Source organism: Streptomyces sp. NPDC008313 (genome assembly GCF_042956125.1).
GTDB lineage: Bacteria > Actinomycetota > Actinomycetes > Streptomycetales > Streptomycetaceae > Streptomyces.
On record NZ_JBIBFR010000005.1, the window covers coordinates 237,836 to 258,982 of the forward strand.

Consider the following 21,147-nt stretch of genomic DNA (forward strand, 5'->3'; position numbering starts at 1 on the left):
TGATGTCGGCCGCTCCCGGCGCTGATAGAACATCGACGAAAACCGTGCCGTCAATGGCTGTTCACCTACTGAATCCGTAGGTAGATCACCGTTTCTGATGCCGTTCAGGTCACAACTGCTCAAGCCGAACGGCCCAGCGCGGCCCTACGGGAACCGCAGCGGATGCCCGAAAAAAAGTGAGGCCGTCCGCAATGCGGACGGCCTCGGTCGCGGATGCGGGAGGGCTCAGTGGTTGCGCGGGAAGCCGAGGTCGACTCCGGCGGGGGCGTCCGCCGGGTCGGGCCAGCGGGTGGTGACGACCTTGCCTCGGGTGTAGAAGCGCGTGCCGTCGTTGCCGTAGATGTGGTGGTCGCCGAAGAGGGAGTCCTTCCAGCCGCCGAAGGAGTGGTAGCCGACGGGGACGGGGATCGGCACGTTCACGCCGACCATGCCCGCCTCCACCTCCAGCTGGAAGCGGCGCGCGGCGCCGCCGTCCCGGGTGAAGATCGCCGTGCCGTTCCCGTACGGCGAGGCGTTGATGAGGGCGATCCCCTCGTCGTAGGTGTCCACGCGCAGCACGCACAGGACGGGGCCGAAGATCTCGTCGCGGTAGGCGTCGGAGTCGGTGGACACCCCGTCGAGCAGCGACAGGCCGATCCAGTGGCCGTCCTCGTAGCCCTCGACCGTGTGGCCGGTGCCGTCCAGGACGACCTCGGCGCCCTGCGCGGCCGCCCCGTGGACGTAGGAGGCGACCTTGTCGCGGTGGGCGGCGGTGATCAGCGGGCCCATCTCGGACGCCGGGTCGTCGCCGGGACCGATCCTGATCTTCTCGGCGCGCTCGCGGATCTTCGCCACCAGCTCGTCGCCGACGGCACCGACCGCGACGACGGCCGAGACGGCCATGCAGCGCTCGCCCGCCGAGCCGTAAGCGGCCGAGACGGCGGCGTCGGCGGCCGCGTCCAGGTCGGCGTCCGGGAGGACCAGCATGTGGTTCTTGGCGCCGCCGAGCGCCTGTACGCGCTTGCCGTTCGCGGAGGCGGTGGCGTGGATGTGGCGGGCGATCGGGGTGGAGCCCACGAAGGACACGGCGGCCACGTCCGGGTGCTCCAGGAGCCGGTCGACGGCCACCTTGTCGCCGTGGACGACGTTGAACACACCGTCGGGCAGACCGGCCTCGGCCAGCAGCTCGGCGAGCTTCATCGCGGCCGACGGGTCCTTCTCGGACGGCTTGAGCACGAACGTGTTGCCGCAGGCGATGGCGAGGGGGAACATCCACATCGGCACCATCGCCGGGAAGTTGAACGGCGTGATGCCGGCGACCACGCCCAGCGGCTGCCGGATCGAGGACACGTCGACCCGGGAGGCCACCTCCGTCGACAGCTCGCCCTTCAGCTGCACGGCGATCCCGCAGGCCAGGTCGACGATCTCCAGGCCGCGCGCGACCTCGCCCAGCGCGTCCGAGTGCACCTTGCCGTGCTCGGCGGTGATCAGCGCGGCGATCTCGTCCCGGTGGGCGTCGAGCAGGGCCCGGAACGAGAAGAGGACCGCGGTGCGCTTCGCCAGCGACGTGGTGCCCCAGGAGGCGTAGGCGTCCTTCGCCGCGGCGACGGCGGTGTCCACCTCGTCCACGCTCGCGAAGGCGACCTTCGTGGTCACGGCGCCGGTCGCCGGGTCGGTGACCGGCCCGTACGTACCCGAGGCGCCTTCGACGGCCTTCCCGCCGATCCAGTGGTTGACGATCTTCGTCATGCCAGAAACTCCCTCACAGATGGCGGCGTCGGGCGGCGACGTGCCGGTCGTACTCCTCGCGCGCCTTGACCGCCGACGCCCTGGTCGCGGTCTCGGCCACGGGTACATCCCACCAGGCCTGGGCCTCAGGCGCGCCCGACACAGTGTCTGCCGTTTCGGTCTCCACGTAGACACATGTGGGAGTGTCCGCGGCGCGTGCCTCGGCGAGCGCGGCCCGCAGGTCGCGGACGGTCCTCGCGCGCAGCACCCGCATCCCCAGGCTGGCCGCGTTCGCGGCGAGGTCCACGGGCAGCGGGGCCCCGGTGTACGCCCCGTCGGCGGCCGGGAAGCGGTAGGCGGTGCCGAAGCGCTCGGCGCCCACGGACTCCGAGAGGCCGCCGATCGAGGCGTACCCGTGGTTCTGCAGGATCACGATCTTGACGGCGACGTTCTCCTGCACGGCCGTGACGATCTCCGTGGGCATCATCAGATACGTGCCGTCGCCGACCAGCGCCCACACGGGGCGATCGGGCGCCGCCATCCGCACCCCGATCGCGGCCGGGATCTCGTAGCCCATGCACGAGTACCCGTATTCGACGTGGTACTGGTCCCGTGACCGCGTCCGCCACAGCTTGTGCAGGTCGCCGGGGAGCGAACCGGCGGCGTTGATGAGCACGTCGTCCCCGGTGACCAGCTCGTCGAGCACTCCCAGGACCTGCGGCTGGGTGGGCCTGGCGTCCACGTCCCCGGCCCGGTAGGCCGCGTCGACCCGGTGCTCCCAGCGCTCCTTGCCCCGCGCGTACCCGGCGACGTACGCGGGGGCGGCGCGGTGCCCGTCGGGCCTCAGTGCGCCGGTGAGTGCCGTGAGTCCGGCGCGGGCGTCCGCGACGAGCGGCAGCCCGGAGAGCTTGTGCCCGTCGTGCGCGGCGATGTTGAGGTTGAGGAACCGGACACCGGGGGCGGCGAACAGGGTGCCGGACGCGGTGGTGAAGTCCGTGTACCGGGTGCCGACGCCGATCACCAGGTCGGCGGTGCGGGCCAGTTCGTCGGCGGTCGCCGTGCCGGTGTGGCCGATGCCGCCGACGTCCTGCGGATGGTCCCAGCGCAGCGAGCCCTTGCCCGCCTGGGTGGAGGCGACCGGGATCCCGGTCGCGGCGGCGAACTCGGCGAGCGCGTCCTCGGCCCGGCTGTGGTGGACGCCGCCGCCCGCGACGATCAGGGGGCGCCGGGCCTCCCGTACCGCCCGGACCGCCGCGGCCAGCTCCGCCCGGTCCGGCTCGGGACGCCTCACCGTCCAGGTGCGCTCGGCGAAGAACTCGACGGGCCAGTCGTACGCCTCCGCCTGCACGTCCTGCGGCAGCGCGAGCGTGACGGCGCCCGTCTCCACGGGGTCGGTGAGCACGCGCATCGCCTGGAGGGCGGCGGGGATCAGGGCCTCGGGGCGGGTGATCCGGTCGAAGTACCGCGACACCGGGCGCAGGCAGTCGTTGACGGACACGTCGCCCGCGTACGGGACTTCGAGCTGCTGGAGCACCGGGTCGGCGGGGCGGGTGGCGAAGACGTCGCCGGGCAGCAGGAGGACCGGGAGGTGGTTGACCGTGGCGAGCGCCGCGCCCGTGACGAGGTTGGTGGCGCCCGGTCCGATGGAGGTCGTGACGGCGTGCGTGGACAGCCGGTTCGACTGGCGGGCGTGGCCGACCGCGGCGTGCACCATCGCCTGCTCGTTGCGGCCCTGGTGGTAGGGGAGGGCGGAGGAGGCCGAGAGGGCGGAGGGAGTGCCGGGTGCGTTGCCGCCGACGGCGGCCGCGTGTTCGACGAGTGCCTGGCCGATCCCGGCGACGTTGCCGTGGCCGAAGATGCCCCAGACCCCGCCGATCAGCCGCTGCCGCCCGCCGTCCCGCTCGGTGTACTGCGCGGCCAGGAAGCGGACGAGCGCCTGGGCGACGGTCAGCCGCGTGGCCGCCGGTTCCCGGGCCCCTTCCCCCGTCGCCACCTGCTGCGTCGCCGCCTGGTCCGTCGCCGTCGGCCTGGTCATCGGTAGCCCTCCGCGCTCTCTCGGTGGTCCGGGTGGAAGCAGATCCGCCATTCCCGCTCCTCGCCCGGCCCCGCCATCACGTTCAGGTAGTACATGGCGTGCCCGGGAGCCGCGATCGACGGTCCGTGCCAGCCGTCGGGGACCAGCACGGCGTCACCGGTGCGGACCTCGGCGAGGACGTCGCTGCCGCCCTCCCGGGAGGGGAACACGCGCTGATAGCCGAACCCGTGCGGTCCGTCGATCTCGAAGTAGTAGATCTCCTCCAGCTCGGACTCGACGCCCGGCCGGTGCTCGTCGTGCTTGTGCGGCGGATACGAGGACCAGTTGCCGCCGGGTGTGACGACCTCGACGGCGATCAGCCGGTCGCATTCGAAGGCGTCGGCGGAGGCGAAGTTGCGCACCTGCCGGGCGCATCCGCCGCTGCCGCGGTCCTCGACGGGTACCTCCGGTGCGGGGCCGTAGCGGGCGGGGAGTCGGCGCTCGCACTTCGCTCCTGCCAGGGCGAAGCGGCCTCCCGCACCGGAGGCGATCTGTGCCTGGGAGTCACGGGGCACGTACGCGAAGTCGGTGACCCCCGCGAACACGTCTGCCCTCCCCAGGAGTGAAAACTCCGTCAGGTCCGTCAGGTCCGTCAGGTCCGTCAGGTCCGTCAGGTCCGTCAGGTCCGTCAGGTCCGTCTGCTTGGTCGGCTCCGTCGGCTCCGTATCGGTCGTGCCCGTCACGGAGACGGTGCAACCGCCGGCGAGCGGGACGACGATCCACTCGCTGCCGCCGGTGGCGAAGGTGTGCGCGGCTCCCGGCTCCAGCTCCACGACCCGCAGGCTGCTGTGGGTCCAGCCGGCCCGGGCGGGGTCGATGTCGAGGGCGTACGGCGCCAAGGCGGCGGCACCCTTCGGGACGTACAGGCCGGTCATCGAGTGGTCCCCGTTCATCCGTTCCTCACAGGAGTCCTACGGCGGTGTCGACCGCGGCCGCCACGTCACCGTCGGCCGGGTAGAGCAGCGAGCGGCCGACGACCAGGCCGTGCACGGTGGGCAGCCGCAGCGCGCCCCGCCACTTCTCGTACGCGCCCTCCTGGTCCTCGCCGACGTCACCGCCGAGGAGGACGGCGGGCAGGGTCGAGGTCTCCATGACGCGGGCCATGTCGTCGGGGTTCTCGGTCACGGGCACCTTCAGCCAGGTGTACGCCGAACTGCCGCCCAGACCGCTGGCGATGGCTATGGACTTGGTGACGGCCTCGGCGCTCAGGTCGTTGCGCAGGGTGCCGTCGCCGCGTCGCCGGCACAGGAAGGGTTCCACGAAGACGGGCAGCCGGCGCTCGGCCATCTCGTCGATGACACGGGCGGTGGACTCGAGCGTGCGCAGCGATCCCGGGTCGTCGTAGTCGATCCGCAGCAGCAGTTTGCCCGCGTCGAAACCGAGCCGCTGGATGTCCTGGGGGCGGTGCCCGGTGAACCGGTCGTCCAGTTCGAAGGCCGCGCCCGCGAGACCTCCGCGGTTCATCGAACCGATGACGACCTTGTGGTCGAGGGCTCCCAGCAGCAACAGGTCGTCGAGGACGTCGGCGGTCGCGAGCACGCCGTCCACTCCGGGCCGGGACAGCGCGAGGCAGAGCCGCTCCAGCAGCCGGGCGCGGCTCGCCATGGCGAACTCGCGGTCGCCGACGGCCAGCGCGCCGCGGGCCGGGTGGTCGGCGGCGATGATCATCAGCCGTCCGGTGTCGTCGACCAGGGCGCGGCGCGGACGCCGGGCGGCCGCTTCCGCGACGGCCTCCGGGTGGTGCACCCGGGTCCGGACGAGGCGGTCCACGTCCACGGGCGCGAGGGGTGCGGGGTGCGCGGGTGGTGCGGGGGTGCCGGGGCGGTCCGTGCCGGTAGGGGCGGGCGCGGGGTGGGCCGCGTCGGCGGCGGGGCGCGCGTTCACCGGACCGCTCCGGCCGCCAGCGCGTCCTCGACCTCGTCCGGGGTGGGCATCGCGGAGGAGCATTCCAGGCGGGAGGCGACGATCGCGCCGGCGGCGTTCGCGTACCGCATCACGCGCTCGACGTCCCAGCCGGCGAGCAGTCCGTGGCAGAGGGAACCGCCGAAGGCGTCCCCGGCGCCGAGGCCGTTGAGCACGCGCACCGGGAGCGGCGGCACCTCGGCGGACGTGCCGTCGCGGTGGACGGCGAGGACGCCCTTGGGGCCCTGTTTGACGACGGCGAGCTCGACGCCCGCGTCCAGCAGCGCGCGGGCGGCGGCGTGCGGATCGCGTTCACCGGTGGCGATCTCGACCTCGTCCACGTTCCCGACGGCGACCGTGGCGTGGCGCAGGGCCTCGGCGTAGAAGGGGCGCGCGGAGGCAGGGTCCGTCCAGAACATCGGGCGCCAGTCGAGGTCGAAAACGGACGTGCCCGCCCCGGCCCGGTGGGCGAGGGCCGCCAGCGTCGCCGTGCGGCTCGGCTCCTCGCTCAGCCCGGTGCCCGTCATCCAGAAGACGCGTGCGCGGCGCAGGGCGTCCAGGTCCAGCTCGTGCGCGTCGATCTCCAGGTCGGGTGCCTTGGGCTGCCGGTAGAAGTAGAGCGGGAAGTCGTCCGGCGGGAAGACCTCGCAGAAGGTGACCGGCGTGGGCAGTCCGGCGACCGGAGCGACCCAGCGGTCGTCGACCCCGAACCGGCGCAGCTCCTCGTGGAGATACGTGCCGAAGGGGTCCTCACCCGTCCGTGTGACGACCGCCGTACGCCGTCCGAGCCGCGCCGCCGCCACCGCGACGTTCGTCGCCGAACCGCCGAGGAACTTGCCGAACGACGACACCCGGGCCAGCGGCACACCCGTCTGCAACGGGTAGAGGTCCACGCCGATCCGCCCCATGGTGATCACGTCGTACGGCTCGGACGCCCCCTCCGCCGCCCGGGGCCCCGCCTCCGGCACTCCCGGCTCCGCCGCTGCCGCTCCGGGCCGCCCGGACACGCCCGGCTCCTCGGACCCCCTGGACCGCTCCATCGAGTTCCCTTCGCGTCGGCTGTCCCCAGGTCTAGTCGCGCCGCGGGAACCCTGTCAACGTTTTGTCCAGACATTCGGACGACGCCTTGACACCTCCCCGGGGGCGCCGGAAGCTGACGCCCATGACGCCGTTGTCGCCTCAGTCCTCCCCGTCCTCCGAGTCCTCCGCGTCCTCACTGTCCCGCATCCGGATCGGTTCGGCCCCCGACTCCTGGGGGGTCTGGTTCCCCGACGACTCCCGGCAGGTCCCCTGGCAGCGCTTCCTCGACGAGGTCGCCGAGTCCGGTTACGAGTGGATCGAGCTGGGCCCGTACGGCTATCTGCCCAGCGACCCGGCCGTGCTGCGGGAGGAGACCGGGCGGCGCGGGCTCAAGGTGTCGGCCGGCACGGTCTTCACCGGACTGCACCGCGGGCCGGACGTGTGGGAGTCCACGTGGGCTCACGTCTCGGCGATCGCTGAGCTCACCCGGGCGATGGGGGCCGGGCACCTGGTCGTCATCCCGTCCTTCTGGCGGGACGACAGGACGGGCCGGGTGCTGGAGGACAGCACACTGACCCCGGCGCAGTGGCGCACCCTGGCCACGCAGACGGAGCGGCTCGCCCGCGAGGTGCGCGAGCGCTACGGACTGCGGATCGTCGTCCACCCGCACGCCGACACCCACATCGACAGCGAGGAGAACGTCACCCGGTTCCTCGACGCGACCGACTCCTCGCTGGTGTCGCTGTGCCTGGACACCGGCCACTACGCCTACTGCGGCGGCGACAGCGTCGAGCTCATCGAGACGTACGGCGAGCGCATCGGGTATCTCCACCTCAAGCAGGTGGACCCGCTCGTGCTGGCGCAGGTCAAGGCGGACGAGGTGCCGTTCGGGCCCGCTGTGGCACGCGGTGTCATGTGTGAACCGCCGTCCGGCGTACCGGCGCTGGAGCCCGTCCTCGCCGCCGCGCGGAAGCTCGACGTCGACCTCTTCGCGATCGTCGAGCAGGACATGTACCCCTGCCCGCCGGACAAGCCGCTGCCCATCGCCCGACGGACCCGGGCGTTCCTGAGGTCCTGCGGGGCATAGGCCGACCGGCTCCGGGCAGGCGGGCGGCGCGGTTTTCGTCACCCCTGTCACAAATGACACCCCCGTGTCACAGGGGTCCCAACTCCGTACGGGCTCCGTCATACCTGGACGACAGGCCCTGTCCCCCGTCCGGGCCGCGCCGTTCACCGGACGAGGCTTTGTGATCGCCGACGCGGCGCCCGGCTCCCCCGACGGCCACCCGGCCGCCGCCGTGGCGCGCGCGGGGAGGACCGCTGATGACCGACCGCAGGCTCTGGTCGTACAAGGAGATCGCCGCGCACATCCGGGTCCAGCCGGACACCGTGCGCTCGTACCGCAAGCACGGTCTGCTGCCCCCGCCCGACCATGTGGAGGGCGGGAAGCCCTACTGGTACGCGGACACCGTCCGGGCCTGGGTGGCCTCCCGGCCCGGCAACCGCGGCCGCAGGCACGACTGACGCCCGCCCGGGACACGACCGGCGCCCGCCACCGGAGCCGCCGGCCGTGCCCCCGCGGCCGATATCGCGTTGCCGCCGCCCCCGCCCGTACCGACAATCCCGAGATGAGCGATCACTCCCTGCCAGCGCCGTCCGCCCCCGCCGCGGACTTCTCCGTGAAACCCGTCCTCCTCGGTGAAAAGGTCCTGCTGAGGCCCTTCACGGAGGAGGACGTGCCGGTGATGGCGCGGATCCTGGACGATCCCGAGGTGGGCCGCCTCACCGGCAGCCCGCCGGGGCTGTTCGACACGGACCGGCTGCGCGCCTGGTACGGCACCCGGAACGATCAGAAGGACCGGCTCGACCTCGGCATCGTGGACCGGGCCGGCGGCGGACTCGTCGGCGAGGCCGTGCTAAACGAATGGGACCCGCACAACCGCAACTGCATGTTCCGCATACTGATCGGCCCGGGAGGCCGGGGCCGCGGTCTCGGCACCGAGGCCACCCGGCTGATCGTCGGCCACGCCTTCGAGCAGCTGGCCCTGCACCGGGTCTCGCTGTACGTCTACGCCTTCAACCCCCGGGCCCGCCGCGCCTACGAGAAGGCCGGCTTCGTGGCCGAGGGCGTCGAGCGCCAGGCGCTGTGGCACGAGGGCGAGTGGATCGACGCCGTACGGATGTCGGTCCTCGCCCCGGAGTGGGCCGCCCACCGAGGACGCCCCTGATACGACGTCCTCACGCCGTTTCGCCGAGGCGCTCGGCCCCCGTCACGGCCCCGGTCACGGCCCCGGTCCACGCACGCGGTGCCGCGCCACTGGTCAGCTCCACGGCTCGATGACCGTGACACCCGCCGTGGGTGCCGTGTCCAATGCCGTCAGGGCTCCCGGTGCCGCGTCCAGGGGGATGGTGGAGGTGATGAGCAGGTCGGGGCGGAGGGCCCCGGACCGGACCAGTTCCATCATCGGCGGGTAGGCGTGGGCGGCCATGCCGTGGCTGCCCAGGAGCTCCAGTTCGAGGGCGATCGCCCGGGCCATGGGGACGGGGGTCGCCCCGGTCTCCGAGGGCAGCAGGCCCACCTGGACGTGCCGGCCCCGGCGGCGCAGCCCGTTCACGGAGGCCGCGCAGGTGACCGGGGAGCCGAGGCCGTCGAGCGACAGGTGGGCGCCCCCGCCGGTCAGCTCCCGCACGGCCGACGCCGTGTCCGCGCCCCCGGAGGCGTCCACGGTGTGGGCGGCGCCGAACCTCCGGGCCAGCTCCAGCGCCCCGGAGGAGAGATCGACCGCGATCACCCGCGCCCCGGCGGCCGCCGCGATCATCACGGCCGACAGCCCCACACCCCCGCAGCCGTGCACGGCCACCCACTCCCCCGGCGCCACCCGCCCCTGGGCGACGACCGCGCGGAACGCCGTGGCGAACCGGCAGCCCAGCGACGCCGCCGTCCCGGACGCCATCCCCTCCGGCACCGCGACCAGGTTCACGTCGGCGTGGTCCAGCGCCACGTACTCGGCGAAGGAGCCCCAGTGGGTGAAACCCGGCTGGGTCTGGCGTTCGCACACCTGCTGGTCGCCGGCCGCGCAGGACGGGCAGCGGCCGCAGGCGCAGACGAAGGGCACGGTGACCCGGGCTCCGGGCCGCCACCCGGTGACCCCGGCACCCACCGCCTCGACGACCCCGGCGAGTTCGTGCCCCGGCACGTGCGGCAGGACGATGTCCGGGTCGTGACCCATCCAGCCGTGCCAGTCGCTCCGGCACAGGCCCGTGGCCTCCACGCGCACCACGACCCCGTGCTCCGCGGGCTCCGGATCCGGCACGGACCTGACCTCGGCCGGATCCCCGTACCGCTCGAACACCACCGCGCGCATCCGTCCCGCCTCTCCCGGAGATCACCCTCCACGTCCGGAGGAACGCTAACCCCGCACTTCGGCCTTGTCCCGGTCCGGATCGCCCGCGGCCTCCCGCGTCCCGGGCGCCCCTGTCCCGGCCGCCGCCTCGTCCGGCGCCGCCTCGCCCTCCGCCGTCTCGCCCTGCGGCCCGGGAGCGTCCGGGCTCGCGGCCGGTTCACCGGCCGGGCGCGGCCGCGGCCCGTCCGCCTCGCTGAGTCCGAAACGGTCGTGGAAGCGCCGCAACGGGCCGGGGGCCCACCAGGTGGCGCGGCCGGTGAGGCGCATCACGGCGGGGACCAGCAGGCTCCGCACGACCATCGCGTCCATCAGGACCGCGAGGGCGATACCGAGGCCGAGCATCTTGGTGTTGGTCACCCGCGAAGTGCCTATCGCGACCATCACCACCGCGAGGATGACCGCCGCCGCGGTGATCAGCCCGCCGGTGCGCTGCAGGCCGAAGCGCACCGCCGACCGGTGGTCGCCCGTCTTGTCGTACTCCTCCTTCATCCGGGACAGCAGGAACACCCCGTAGTCCATGGAGAGTCCGAAGGCGACGCAGAACATCAGCACCGGCAGGGTCGTCTCGATGGACCCCGGGCTGGTGAACGCGAGCGCGCCCGACAGGTGACCGTCCTGGAAGACCCAGACCACCGCGCCGAACATCGCCGTCAGGCTGAGGGCGTTGAGCAGCACCGCCTGGAGCGGGATCAGCACACTGCCCGTCAGCAGGAAGACCAGCAGCAGGGTCACGATCGCGATGAAGACCGCCGCCCAGGGCAGCCGCTCGCCTATCGCGTCCTTCGAGTCGACCAGCACGGCCGCCGTACCGGTCACCGAGGTGTCGAACGGGGCGTCGGCGGCCCGGAGGTCCCCGACGAGGCGCTGGGCGGCGGCGTCGACGGCCTCGCCCTTCGGCAGCACGGTGAAGTACGCCGAGTCGCCCTCGACCAGGGGTCCGTCCACGCGGAGCACCTGGGGAAGTGCGCTGATCCGCTCCTTGTACGCGGCGTACTGGGCCGGGGTCGCCCGCCCCTCGGCGAGCACCTCGAGACCGCCTCCGGGGCTGCCCGGGAAACCGTCCCGTATGTGCTGCTGCACGACGTGCGACTCGGCGCCGTCGGGCAGCTGGCGGTCGTCGGCCGTGCCGAACCTGACGCCGAGGAAGGGGAGCCCGAGGACGACCAGTCCGACCGTGGTGGCCACGGCGAAGACGGGCGCCCTGCGCATGACCAGCGTGGCCAGACGGCCCCACACGGCACCTTCGCCGTCGCGGTCCTTCTCCGCCGTGCCCGAGGGCTCCCGTCCGCCCCGGCGGAACAGCCGGCGCAGGTCCAGCGAGTCGACGCGGTGCCCGAGCAGGATCAGGGCCGCGGGGAGCAGGATCAGCGCGGCTCCGGCGGCCAGCACGACCACGGCGATGCCCGCGTAGGCGAAGGACCTCAGGAAGTACTGCGGGAAGACGAGCATCGCCGCCAGTGACACCGCGACCGTGAGCGCCGAGAACAGCACGGTGCGGCCTGCGGTGCGCAGGGTCGTCCCGATGGCCGCCAGGGGCTCCGCCCCGTCGGCGAGCTCCTCGCGGAACCTGCGCACGATGAACAGCGCGTAGTCGATGGCGAGCCCGAGTCCCAGTGCCGTGGTGAGGTTGATCGCGAAGACCGAGACGTCCGTGAGCTCCGTCAGCCCGCGCAGGACGGCGTTCGTCCCGAGGATGGCGATGATGCCGACGCCGAGCGGAAGCAGCGCGGCGACCGCGCTTCCGAAGACCATCACCAGCAGCACCAGCGTCACCGGGAGGGCGATCATCTCGGCCCGCAGCAGGTCCTCCTGGATGGTCCGCTGCATCTCGTGCCGCACGGCGACCGGGCCGCCCACCGTGACCTCGACCGGGCCGTGCGCGCCCCGGTAGTGGGGTGCAAGGCGGTCCAGGGTCTCGCCCGCCGCCTTCTCCTCCCCGGTGACGCGCGCGGCGACGAGCGCCTCGTGCCCGTCCTCGGCCCGCAGCGCCGGTGAGCCCGACCGCCAGTACGAACCGACGCCCGTCACTCCCGGTTCCGCGGCGAGCCGCTCGGCGAGCCGCTTCCCCTCGGCGGCCACCTCGGGATCGTCGACCGAGGCGCGCCCCGCGTCGACGAGCAGGAGCAGATTGGGCTGGGAGCCGGGGAACTCCCGCTCCAGCGCCTTGGTCGCGTAGGTGGACTGGGCGTCCGGGTCCTCCCAGCCGCCGCTGCCCATCCGGTCGGCGACGCCGCTGCCGGCGACCACCGCGAGCGCGGTGAACAGCAGCGCGACGAGCAGCGAGAGTCGGGGCCGTGCCGTGACGAAACGGGTCCAGCCGCCCACCGGCCGGCCTCCGCTCCGGCGCCCCCGCGCGCTGTTGACTTCGGACATGTTGCGGTGTCCCCTTCACCGTGACCCGTGCCCGGCACGTCGGGCGTCCGGCGTCCGTGCACCTCGGTGCGTCGGCGCCGGTGTGCGTTCCCGCATCCGTGCAGGCAGCATGGGTCGACCATTGCCATAGAATTGGCAAACACGAGTGACCGCTCGCGTTTCACTAGAATGCGAGCGACGTCTCGTGTTTGTCAATCACGTCCCGAGAAGCTGGGGATAACCCGTGCCCGAGAAGCAGCAGACGGAGGGGCGGCGGCCCGAGGGGCGACGGCCCGGAGGGCAGCGGCCCGGAGGACGGAACCGCGAGCAGGGCCCTGCCTCCGAGCCGGAGCGGAGCCGAGAGCCGGAGCAGGACCAAGTGCCGGAACAGAGCCCGGAGCAGGAGCAGAGCCCGGAACCGGAGCAGAAGCCGCGCCGTCGCCAGGCGCGCGGGGAGCGTCGTATCGCCCAGCTCCTGGACGCCGCCGCCACCGTCTTCAGCACGACCGGCTACACCGCTGCCAGCACCAACGCCATCGCCCGCGAGGCCGGCGTCTCCCCCGGCACGCTGTACCAGTTCTTCCCGAACAAGGAGGCCCTCGCGATCGAGCTGAGCGGCCGCCTCATCCACGAGATGCGGGAGACGTACGGCGAGGCGTTCGCCCCGGTCGACGTCACGGCCCCGCTGCGGGAGACCCTGGACGCGGTCGTCGACCGCTTCCTCTCCTTCAACTGCCAGCACCCGGTCTTCTTCGCCCTGATGCACGGCCCGGACGTGCCCGGACGGATGGCCGAGGAGCACGACGCCCTGGAGAGGACCCTGCGCTCCCGGGTCGAGGAGCTGATCTCCTCCTATCTGCCCTCCGCGCCCCCGGCGGAGGTCACCCGCACCGCCCAGATGTCGTTCGGCCTGTACAAGGCGGGCCTGGAGCTCGTGCTCGCCCACGAGGGCGCCGAGCGGGAGGCCTACGTCCAGGAGGTGAAGAACGTCATCTTCCGCTACCTGGATCCCGTGATCGGCGACCGCGCGCCGGGCCGCGCCGGCCTCGCGACGGCGAGTGCGCCCGCCCCCCGGGAAGCCTGACGCCGCGGACCGCCCGCCACCCCGCCCGCGCGCCCGCGTCCGGCGGGGTTTCCGGCTGCCCGCGGCCGGTACCCGCCCCGCACACCCGCCACACGGACCGAGACCGGCACCGCCACCCGGACCCCCGGCACCGGCACCGGCACCGGCACACGAACCCGGCACCGACACCGACACCGACACCGACACCGACACTTGACGATACCCCCTAGGGGTATAAAGTGAGTCCCACAGGCAACAGAACAGGCCGCACGCCGCACGCGGCACCCCGGTGAGGAGAACGCCATGACCGCCCAGTCCGACGCCCGAGGCACCCAGGACGCCCACGACGCCCAGGGTTCCGTCACGACCGTCTACAAGGTGAGCGGGATGAGCTGCGGCCACTGCGAGGGCGCCGTCTCCGGCGAGATCTCCGAGATCACCGGCGTGCACTCGGTGAAGGCCGTCGCCGCCACCGGCGAGGTGACCGTCGTGTCGTCCGCCCCGCTCGACGAGGAGGCCGTGCGCGCCGCGGTCGACGAGGCGGGCTTCGAGCTCGTCGGCCCCGCCGCCTGACGTCCGGACGCCGGTGCCGCACCTCGCCACCGGCGTCCGCCCCACCCACACCGCGCCGCACCGCACCGGCCGACACCGGCTCCGTACGGCACGGACCGTTCGACGGAGCCGGACATGCCCACCGCGACACCCGCGACACCGCCCGCGCCGAAGCGGTCGGCGCCGCCGCAGGACCCGGCGGCCGCCCCGCACCCCGGGACGTCCGACGTCGAGCTCCGGATCGGCGGGATGACCTGCGCCTCCTGCGCGGCCCGCGTCGAGAAGAAGCTCAACCGGATGGACGGCGTCACCGCCACCGTGAACTACGCGACGGAGAAGGCGAAGGTGTCGTACCCCCCGGGGGTACAGGTCGCCGATCTGATCGCCACGGTGGTGAAGACGGGGTACACCGCGCACGAGCCGCCGCCCCCGCCACCTCCGTCGCACGAGCGGGCAGGGGCGTCCACCCCGACCCGGCCCACACCGGCCCCGGACGGCACGGAGGCCGCCGCCGGCACGGCTCCGGGCGCGGACGGGCACGCGGGCCCGGGCACGGCTTCGTACGCGCCAGGGGCGCGGTCAGGACGGCAGGACGCCGAACTCGCCGCCCTCCGGCAGCGGCTCACCGTCTCCGCCGTCCTCGCCGCCCCCGTCGTCCTGCTGGCGATGATCCCCGCCCTGCAGTTCGACAACTGGCAGTGGCTGTCCCTGACGCTCGCCGCGCCCGTGGTCGTCTGGGGCGGGCTGCCCTTTCACCGGACGGCCCTCACCAACGCGCGGCACGGCGCGGCCACCATGGACACGCTGGTCTCCGTGGGCACGCTGGCCGCCTTCGGCTGGTCCCTGTGGGCACTGTTCCTCGGGGACGCCGGGATGCCCGGGATGCGGCACGGGTTCGAGCTGACCGTCCGGCGGACGGACGGCGCGTCCACGGTCTACCTGGAGGTCGCCGCGGGTGTCGTCGCCCTGATCCTGCTCGGCCGCTATCTGGAGGCCCGCTCCAAGCGGCGCGCCGGGGCCGCCCTGCGCACGCTGATGGAACTGGGTGCCCGGGACGTCGCCGTGCTGCGCGAGGGCCGCGAGGCGCGGATCCCGGTGGACCGGCTGGCCGTCGGCGACCGCTTCGTCGTACGGCCCGGCGAGAAGATCGCCACCGACGGCACGGTCGTCGAGGGCGTGTCGGCCGTCGACGCCTCCATGCTGACCGGCGAGTCGGTCCCCGTCGACGTCTCCGCGGGCTCCCGGGTGACGGGCGCGACCGTGAACGCCGGGGGCAGGCTGGTCGTCGAGGCGACCCGGGTCGGCGCCGACACCCAGCTCGCGCGCATCGCGCGGCTCGTCGAGGACGCGCAGAACGGCAAGGCCGAGGTGCAGCGCCTCGCCGACCGGGTCGCCGGGATCTTCGTGCCGGTGGTGCTGGCGCTCGCACTCGGCACGTTCGGCGTCTGGCTCGGAACCACCGGCGACACTGCCGCCGCCTTCACCGCGGCCATCGCGGTGCTGATCATCGCCTGTCCGTGCGCGCTCGGTCTCGCCACGCCGACGGCGCTGATGGTCGGCACGGGACGCGGCGCCCAGCTCGGCATCCTCATCAAGGGACCCGAGGTCCTGGAGTCCACCCGGCGGGTGGACACCGTCGTCCTGGACAAGACCGGCACGGTGACGACCGGCCGGATGACGCTCCAGGAGGTGTACGTGGCCGAGGCGTACGCGGCCGAGGGCGCCGGCGAGCGGGAGCTGCTGCGGCTCGCGGGCGCCGTGGAGCACGCCTCCGAGCACCCGGTCGCCCGGGCGGTCGCGGCGGGCGCGCAGGAGCGCGTGGGGGCGCTCCCGGTACCGGAACACTTCGAGAACGTCCCCGGCCTCGGCGTGCGGGGCCGCGTGGACGGCCACGACGTCGTGGTGGGCCGCGCCTGGCTGCTGCCCGGGGCGCTCCCCGGCGAACTGGCCCGGGCGCTGGACGCGGCCGAGGCGGAGGGCCGTACCGCCGTCGTGGTCGCCCGGGGCGGCACGGCGCTCGGGGTCCTGACGGTGGCCGACGCGGTCAAGGAGACCAGCGCCGAGGCCGTACGGGAGTTGCGGGCCCTCGGGCTCACGCCGGTGCTGCTGACCGGTGACAACCGGGCCGTCGCGGAGTCGGTGGCCCGCGCCACCGGCATCGACGAGGTGATCGCCGAGGTGCTGCCGCAGGACAAGGTGGACGTGGTGCGGCGGCTGCGCGACGAGGGCCGCGGGGTGGCGATGGTGGGTGACGGGGTCAACGACGCGGCCGCACTCGCCGCCGCGGACCTGGGACTGGCGATGGGTACCGGCACGGACGCGGCGATCGAGGCGAGCGATCTGACCCTCGTCCGCGGTGATCTGCGCGTCGCCGCGGACGCGATCAGGCTGTCGCGGAGGACGCTCTCCACGATCAAGGGAAACCTGGTGTGGGCCTTCGGGTACAACGTGGCCGCGCTGCCGCTCGCCGCGGCGGGGCTCCTCAATCCGATGATCGCGGGCGCCGCGATGGCCTTCTCCTCGGTGTTCGTGGTGACGAACAGTCTTCGGCTCAGGTCATTTTCGTGACGGGAAGGTGGGAGTGCCCCTAGAGTCCAACGGCAGCCTCACATAAGCTCTTCACAAGGCTCACGCATCTTCCTTACGCTTGGGGCCCGGATGACATTCCGGACGTCTCGCGCATGTTCAGGGACAAATGCAAGAGACGCAGATCACAGTGATCTGAAGGTAACCATCGAAGGGGTTCGTGAGTCTAAGTTGGCGATGTCAGGGACGTCTTGGGGGGCGTGTCTGGCATCTGGGGACGTCTTGGGGGACGTTCCCGGAACTGCGATGCCGGGGCACGTACACCGGGGAGCTTTGAGCGGCCCTCCCGTCGGTACGGGTCCCGGCACATCGCGGCCACACCGCAGTGCACGGAGTTCTCGCAGTACAGCGAGTTCTGCTCGTTCTGCTCGCAGCTTTCAGGCGCTGCCCCGAACGCCCGGCCGGATCCCGTGGGGGGAATCCGTACCGGGACAAGGAAAGCGCCCCGACTGCCGGCCCGTGGGGGGACCGTCAGCGGGGCGCTTTCCGTTTTCCCGGCTCGCAGGAGACGGGAAAGCTCCCGGGCCAGGGGCCCGGGAGCTGGAGTTCCGGTGACTCAGCGGCTCTCGACCGGGGTGAAGTCGCGCAGGACCTCGCCCGTGTAGATCTGGCGCGGGCGGCCGATGCGGGAGCCCGGCTCCTTGATCATCTCGTGCCACTGGGCGATCCAGCCCGGCAGCCGGCCGAGGGCGAACAGGACCGTGAACATCTCGGTCGGGAAGCCCATGGCCCGGTAGATCAGGCCGGTGTAGAAGTCCACGTTCGGGTAGAGCTTGCGCTCGACGAAGTAGTCGTCGGCCAGCGCGTGCTCCTCCAGCTTCAGCGCGATGTCCAGCAGCTCGTCGGACTTGCCGAGCGCCGAGAGGACGTCGTGCGCCGCCGCCTTGATGATCTTCGCCCGGGGGTCGAAGTTCTTGTAGACGCGGTGCCCGAAGCCCATGAGCTTCACGCCGTCTTCCTTGTTCTTCACCTTGCGGATGAAGGTGTCGACGTCGCCGCCGGAGGCCTGGATGCCCTCCAGCATCTCCAGCACCGACTGGTTGGCGCCGCCGTGCAGCGGGCCCCACAGGGCGGAGATGCCGGCGGAGATCGAGGCGAACATGTTCGCCTGCGAGGAGCCGACCAGGCGGACGGTGGACGTCGAGCAGTTCTGCTCGTGGTCCGCGTGCAGGATCAGCAGCTTGTCGAGCGCGGAGACGACGACCGGGTCCGGCTCGTAGTCCTGCGCCGGGACCGAGAAGGTCATGCGCAGGAAGTTCTCGACGTAGCCGAGGTCGTTGCGCGGGTAGACGAAGGGGTGGCCGATCGACTTCTTGTACGCGTACGCGGCGATCGTCGGCAGCTTGGCGAGGAGGCGGATCGTCGAGAGGTGACGCTGCTCCTCGTCGAACGGGTTGTGGCTGTCCTGGTAGAACGTCGACAGCGCGGAGACCACCGAGGAGAGCATCGCCATCGGGTGGGCGTCGCGCGGGAAGCCCTGGAAGAACCGCTTGACGTCCTCGTGCAGCAGCGTGTGCTGGGTGATCTCGTTCTTGAAGGTGGAGAGCTCGTCGACGGTCGGCAGCTCACCGTTGATCAGCAGGGAGGCCACCTCGAGGAAGGTGGAGTGCTCGGCCAGCTGCTCGATCGGGTAGCCGCGGTACCGGAGGATGCCCTCTTCACCGTCGAGGTAGGTGATCGCGGATTTATAGGCGGCGGTGTTCCCGTAGCCGCTGTCCAGCGTCACCAGACCGGTCTGGGCGCGGAGCTTCCCGATGTCGAAGCCCTTGTCGCCGACGGTGCTGTCGATCACCGGGTAGGTGTACTCGCCATCGCCGTACCGCAGTACTACAGAGTTGTCGCTCACGTCATCCCTCACCGACGTTGTGCCTCTTCTTCGAGGTGCCCTGACTGTCTCTACCATCCCCCATTTGGCCCTGGAGAGTGCACTCGGGGTCGACCATTGGGCCTATTGGCGGCACTCAGTGCCGCCAACCTGCTCATCCTGCCTTCCCGTCTCCGGTTGGGGAAGTGCTCTGTGACCTTTGCGACTCGTTTGATCGATCATTTTTTTCCTGACGGCGGACACGCGGGCCGTGAAGCTTGCGGATCAGGCTCCCGAAAGCCGGAAGTCGAGCGCCGTGCACCGGCGTCCGGCCGACACCGTACGCACCGCCTGGCCGATCGCCCTGCGCGAGCCGACGAGGACGACGAGCCGCTTGGCGCGGGTGACGGCCGTGTACAGCAGGTTCCGCTGGAGCATCATCCAGGCGCCGGTCGTCACGGGGATCACCACCGCCGGGTACTCGCTGCCCTGGGAGCGGTGGATGGTGACCGCGTAGGCGTGCGCCAGCTCGTCCAGCTCGTCGAAGTCGTACGGCACCTCCTCGTCCTCGTCCGTCAGCACGGTGAGGCGCTGGTCCACCGGGTCGAGCGAGGTGACCACGCCGACCGTGCCGTTGAAGACGCCGTTCTCGCCCTTCTCGTAGTTGTTGCGGATCTGGGTGACCTTGTCGCCGACGCGGAAGACGCGGCCGCCGAAGCGCTTCTCGGGCACGTCCGGGCGCCCCGGGGTGACGGCCTGCTGGAGCAGCCCGTTCAGCGTGCCGGCGCCGGCGGGCCCCCGGTGCATGGGCGCGAGGACCTGCACGTCCCGGCGCGGGTCGAGACCGAACTTCGCCGGGATGCGGCGGGCGGCGACGTCCACCGTGAGGCGCCCGGCCTCCTCCGTGTCGTCCTCGACGAAGAGGAAGAAGTCGTTCATGCCGTCGGTGAGTGGGTGCTGCCCCGCGTTGATCCGGTGCGCGTTCGTCACCACGCCCGACTGCTGGGCCTGGCGGAACACGCGGGTGAGCCGGACGGCCGGGACAGGGCTGCCGTCGGCCAGGAGATCCCGCAGCACCTCCCCCGCGCCGACGCTGGGCAGCTGGTCGACGTCCCCGACGAAGAGCAGATGGGCACCGGGGGCGACGGCCTTGACCAGCTTGTTGGCGAGGAGGAGGTCGAGCATGGAGGCCTCGTCGACCACGACCAGGTCGGCGTCCAGCGGGCGGTCCCGGTCGTAGGCCGCGTCGCCGCCCGGCTTGAGCTCCAGCAGCCGGTGCACGGTGGACGCCTCGGCGCCGGTCAGCTCGGCGAGGCGCTTGGCGGCGCGGCCGGTCGGTGCGGCGAGGACGACCTTGGCCTTCCTGGCACGGGCCAGCTCCACGACGGACCTGACCGTGAACGACTTGCCACAACCCGGCCCGCCGGTGAGGACGGCGACCTTCTCGGTCAGCGCCAGCTTGACGGCGGCCTCCTGCTCGGGGGCGAGCTCGGTGCCGGTACGGCCCTTGAGCCAGCCGAGCGCCTTGTCCCAGGCCACGTCCTGGAAGCCGGGCATCCGGTCCTCGTCCGTCCGGAGGAGGCGGCGGAGCTGTCCGGCCAGGGCCAGCTCGGCGCGGTGGAACGGGACGAGGTAGACGGCGGTGACGGGGTCGCCGCCGTCGGGTCCGGGGACCTTCTCCCGTACGACGCCGGGGTCGCCGCCGTCCTCCTCCGGCTCGGCGGCCAGCTCCGCGAGGCACTCGATGACCAGGCCGGTGTCCACCTGGAGCAGCTTCACCGCGTCGGAGATCAGCTTCTCCTCGGGGAGGTAGCAGTGCCCCTGGTCGGTGGCCTGCGACAGGGCGTACTGCAGGCCCGCCTTCACCCGGTCCGGGCTGTCGTGCGGGATGCCCACGGACTGGGCGATCTTGTCGGCGGTGAGGAAGCCGATGCCCCAGACGTCCGACGCGAGCCGGTAGGGCTGGTTCTTCACGACGGAGATCGAGGCGTCGCCGTACTTCTTGTAGATACGGACCGCGATCGACGTCGACACCTCGACGGTCTGGAGGAAGAGCATGACCTCCTTGATCGCCTTCTGCTCCTCCCAGGCGTCGGCGATCTTCTTCGTCCGCTTGGGGCCGAGGCCGGGGACCTCGATGAGCCGCTTGGGCTCCTCCTCGATGATCGTGAGGGTGTCGAGGCCGAAGTGCTGCGTGATCCGGTCGGCGAAGACCGGGCCGATGCCCTTGACCAGCCCGGAGCCGAGGTAGCGCCGGATGCCCTGGACCGTGGCCGGGAGCAGCGTCGTGTAGTTCTCCACCGTGAACTGCTTGCCGTACTGCGGGTGGGAGCCCCAGCGGCCCTCCATGCGCAGGGACTCGCCGACCTGGGCGCCGAGCAGGGCGCCGACGACCGTCAGCAGGTCACCGGCGCCGCGGCCGGTGTCCACGCGCGCGACCGTGTAGCCGTTGTCCTCGTTGGCGTACGTGATGCGTTCCAGGACGCCTTCGAGGGTGGCGAGCCGCCGTTCGCCGGGGGCCGGGCCGGGCTGGTTGGGCATGGTCCGACGGTACCGGTGGGGTGTGACAGCGCGTACGGGACCCGGACGCGGGGCGACGGGACGGACACCCGGCGGATCGGGGACACCTGGCGGATCGGGGAACACCCGGCGGCTCGGGACATGGGGCCACGGACACAGGAAC

15 protein-coding genes are annotated in these 21,147 nt (G+C 72.3%); 6 read left to right on the forward strand and 9 right to left on the reverse strand.

The window, feature by feature from the left end:
* Positions 1-225: 225 nt before the first annotated feature.
* Genes mmsA through iolC form a run of 5 tightly spaced genes read right to left on the reverse strand, consistent with a single transcriptional unit; the run spans position 226 to position 6,651 of the window.
* Positions 226-1,728, reverse strand: coding sequence for a CoA-acylating methylmalonate-semialdehyde dehydrogenase (gene mmsA, locus ACFY93_RS09330; protein WP_391355262.1), 1,503 nt, complete (start codon positions 1,726-1,728; stop codon positions 226-228).
* Between the two features lie 13 nt (positions 1,729-1,741).
* Positions 1,742-3,742: a 3D-(3,5/4)-trihydroxycyclohexane-1,2-dione acylhydrolase (decyclizing) gene (gene iolD, locus ACFY93_RS09335; protein WP_391355265.1), complete on the reverse strand. Its 2,001-nt coding sequence runs from the start codon at positions 3,740-3,742 to the stop codon at positions 1,742-1,744.
* Entirely contained in the window at positions 3,739-4,674 is a 936-nt protein-coding gene (gene iolB / locus ACFY93_RS09340; protein ID WP_391355268.1) for a 5-deoxy-glucuronate isomerase, read from the reverse strand. Before iolB ends, iolD begins: the two co-directional genes overlap by 4 nt.
* A gap of 7 nt (positions 4,675-4,681) precedes the next feature.
* Positions 4,682-5,665 carry a deoxyribose-phosphate aldolase gene (locus ACFY93_RS09345; protein ID WP_391355270.1) on the reverse strand — a complete coding sequence of 328 codons (984 nt, stop codon included), beginning with the start codon at positions 5,663-5,665 and terminating at the stop codon, positions 4,682-4,684.
* Positions 5,662-6,651 carry a 5-dehydro-2-deoxygluconokinase gene (iolC, locus tag ACFY93_RS09350; protein WP_391355508.1) on the reverse strand — a complete coding sequence of 330 codons (990 nt, stop codon included), beginning with the start codon at positions 6,649-6,651 and terminating at the stop codon, positions 5,662-5,664. Before iolC ends, ACFY93_RS09345 begins: the two co-directional genes overlap by 4 nt.
* Positions 6,652-6,845: 194 nt before the next feature.
* Between iolC and ACFY93_RS09355 the strand changes: the two genes are divergently transcribed.
* From ACFY93_RS09355 to ACFY93_RS09365, 3 genes are all read left to right on the forward strand, one after another.
* A complete protein-coding gene (locus tag ACFY93_RS09355) occupies positions 6,846-7,790 on the forward strand; it encodes a TIM barrel protein (protein WP_391355272.1) in 945 nt (314 codons plus the stop codon).
* Between the two features lie 236 nt (positions 7,791-8,026).
* Entirely contained in the window at positions 8,027-8,227 is a 201-nt protein-coding gene (locus ACFY93_RS09360) for a MerR family transcriptional regulator (RefSeq protein WP_391355274.1), read from the forward strand.
* Positions 8,228-8,331: 104 nt separating this feature from the next.
* On the forward strand, positions 8,332-8,931 hold the full coding sequence (locus ACFY93_RS09365) for a GNAT family N-acetyltransferase (protein ID WP_391355277.1): 600 nt from the start codon (positions 8,332-8,334) through the stop codon (positions 8,929-8,931).
* A gap of 93 nt (positions 8,932-9,024) precedes the next feature.
* On the opposite strand, the gene ACFY93_RS09370 is transcribed toward ACFY93_RS09365, so the two are convergent.
* Positions 9,025-10,068, reverse strand: coding sequence for a zinc-binding dehydrogenase (locus tag ACFY93_RS09370; protein WP_391355280.1), 1,044 nt, complete (start codon positions 10,066-10,068; stop codon positions 9,025-9,027).
* 45 nt (positions 10,069-10,113) lie between these two features.
* The gene (locus ACFY93_RS09375; RefSeq protein WP_391355283.1) at positions 10,114-12,480 is read right to left on the reverse strand and encodes an MMPL family transporter; all 2,367 of its coding nucleotides are present in this window, start codon (positions 12,478-12,480) and stop codon (positions 10,114-10,116) included.
* 358 nt (positions 12,481-12,838) lie between these two features.
* On the opposite strand from ACFY93_RS09375, the gene ACFY93_RS09380 reads away from it, so the two are divergent.
* The 3 genes from ACFY93_RS09380 to ACFY93_RS09390 all read left to right on the forward strand — a co-directional run bounded on the left by ACFY93_RS09380 (position 12,839) and on the right by ACFY93_RS09390 (position 16,642).
* Positions 12,839-13,543, forward strand: coding sequence for a TetR family transcriptional regulator (locus tag ACFY93_RS09380; RefSeq protein ID WP_391355285.1), 705 nt, complete (start codon positions 12,839-12,841; stop codon positions 13,541-13,543).
* Positions 13,544-13,825: 282 nt separating this feature from the next.
* The gene (locus ACFY93_RS09385) at positions 13,826-14,095 is read left to right on the forward strand and encodes a cation transporter (protein WP_391355288.1); all 270 of its coding nucleotides are present in this window, start codon (positions 13,826-13,828) and stop codon (positions 14,093-14,095) included.
* Positions 14,096-14,209: 114 nt separating this feature from the next.
* Positions 14,210-16,642 carry a heavy metal translocating P-type ATPase gene (locus tag ACFY93_RS09390; RefSeq protein ID WP_391355289.1) on the forward strand — a complete coding sequence of 811 codons (2,433 nt, stop codon included), beginning with the start codon at positions 14,210-14,212 and terminating at the stop codon, positions 16,640-16,642.
* A 574-nt stretch (positions 16,643-17,216) separates the two neighbouring features.
* On the opposite strand, the gene ACFY93_RS09395 is transcribed toward ACFY93_RS09390, so the two are convergent.
* Both ACFY93_RS09395 and ACFY93_RS09400 read right to left on the reverse strand, forming a co-directional pair.
* On the reverse strand, positions 17,217-18,506 hold the full coding sequence (locus ACFY93_RS09395) for a citrate synthase (RefSeq protein ID WP_391355291.1): 1,290 nt from the start codon (positions 18,504-18,506) through the stop codon (positions 17,217-17,219).
* A 243-nt stretch (positions 18,507-18,749) separates the two neighbouring features.
* Entirely contained in the window at positions 18,750-21,005 is a 2,256-nt protein-coding gene (locus tag ACFY93_RS09400) for an ATP-dependent RecD-like DNA helicase (RefSeq protein WP_391355294.1), read from the reverse strand.
* Positions 21,006-21,147: the final 142 nt, after the last annotated feature.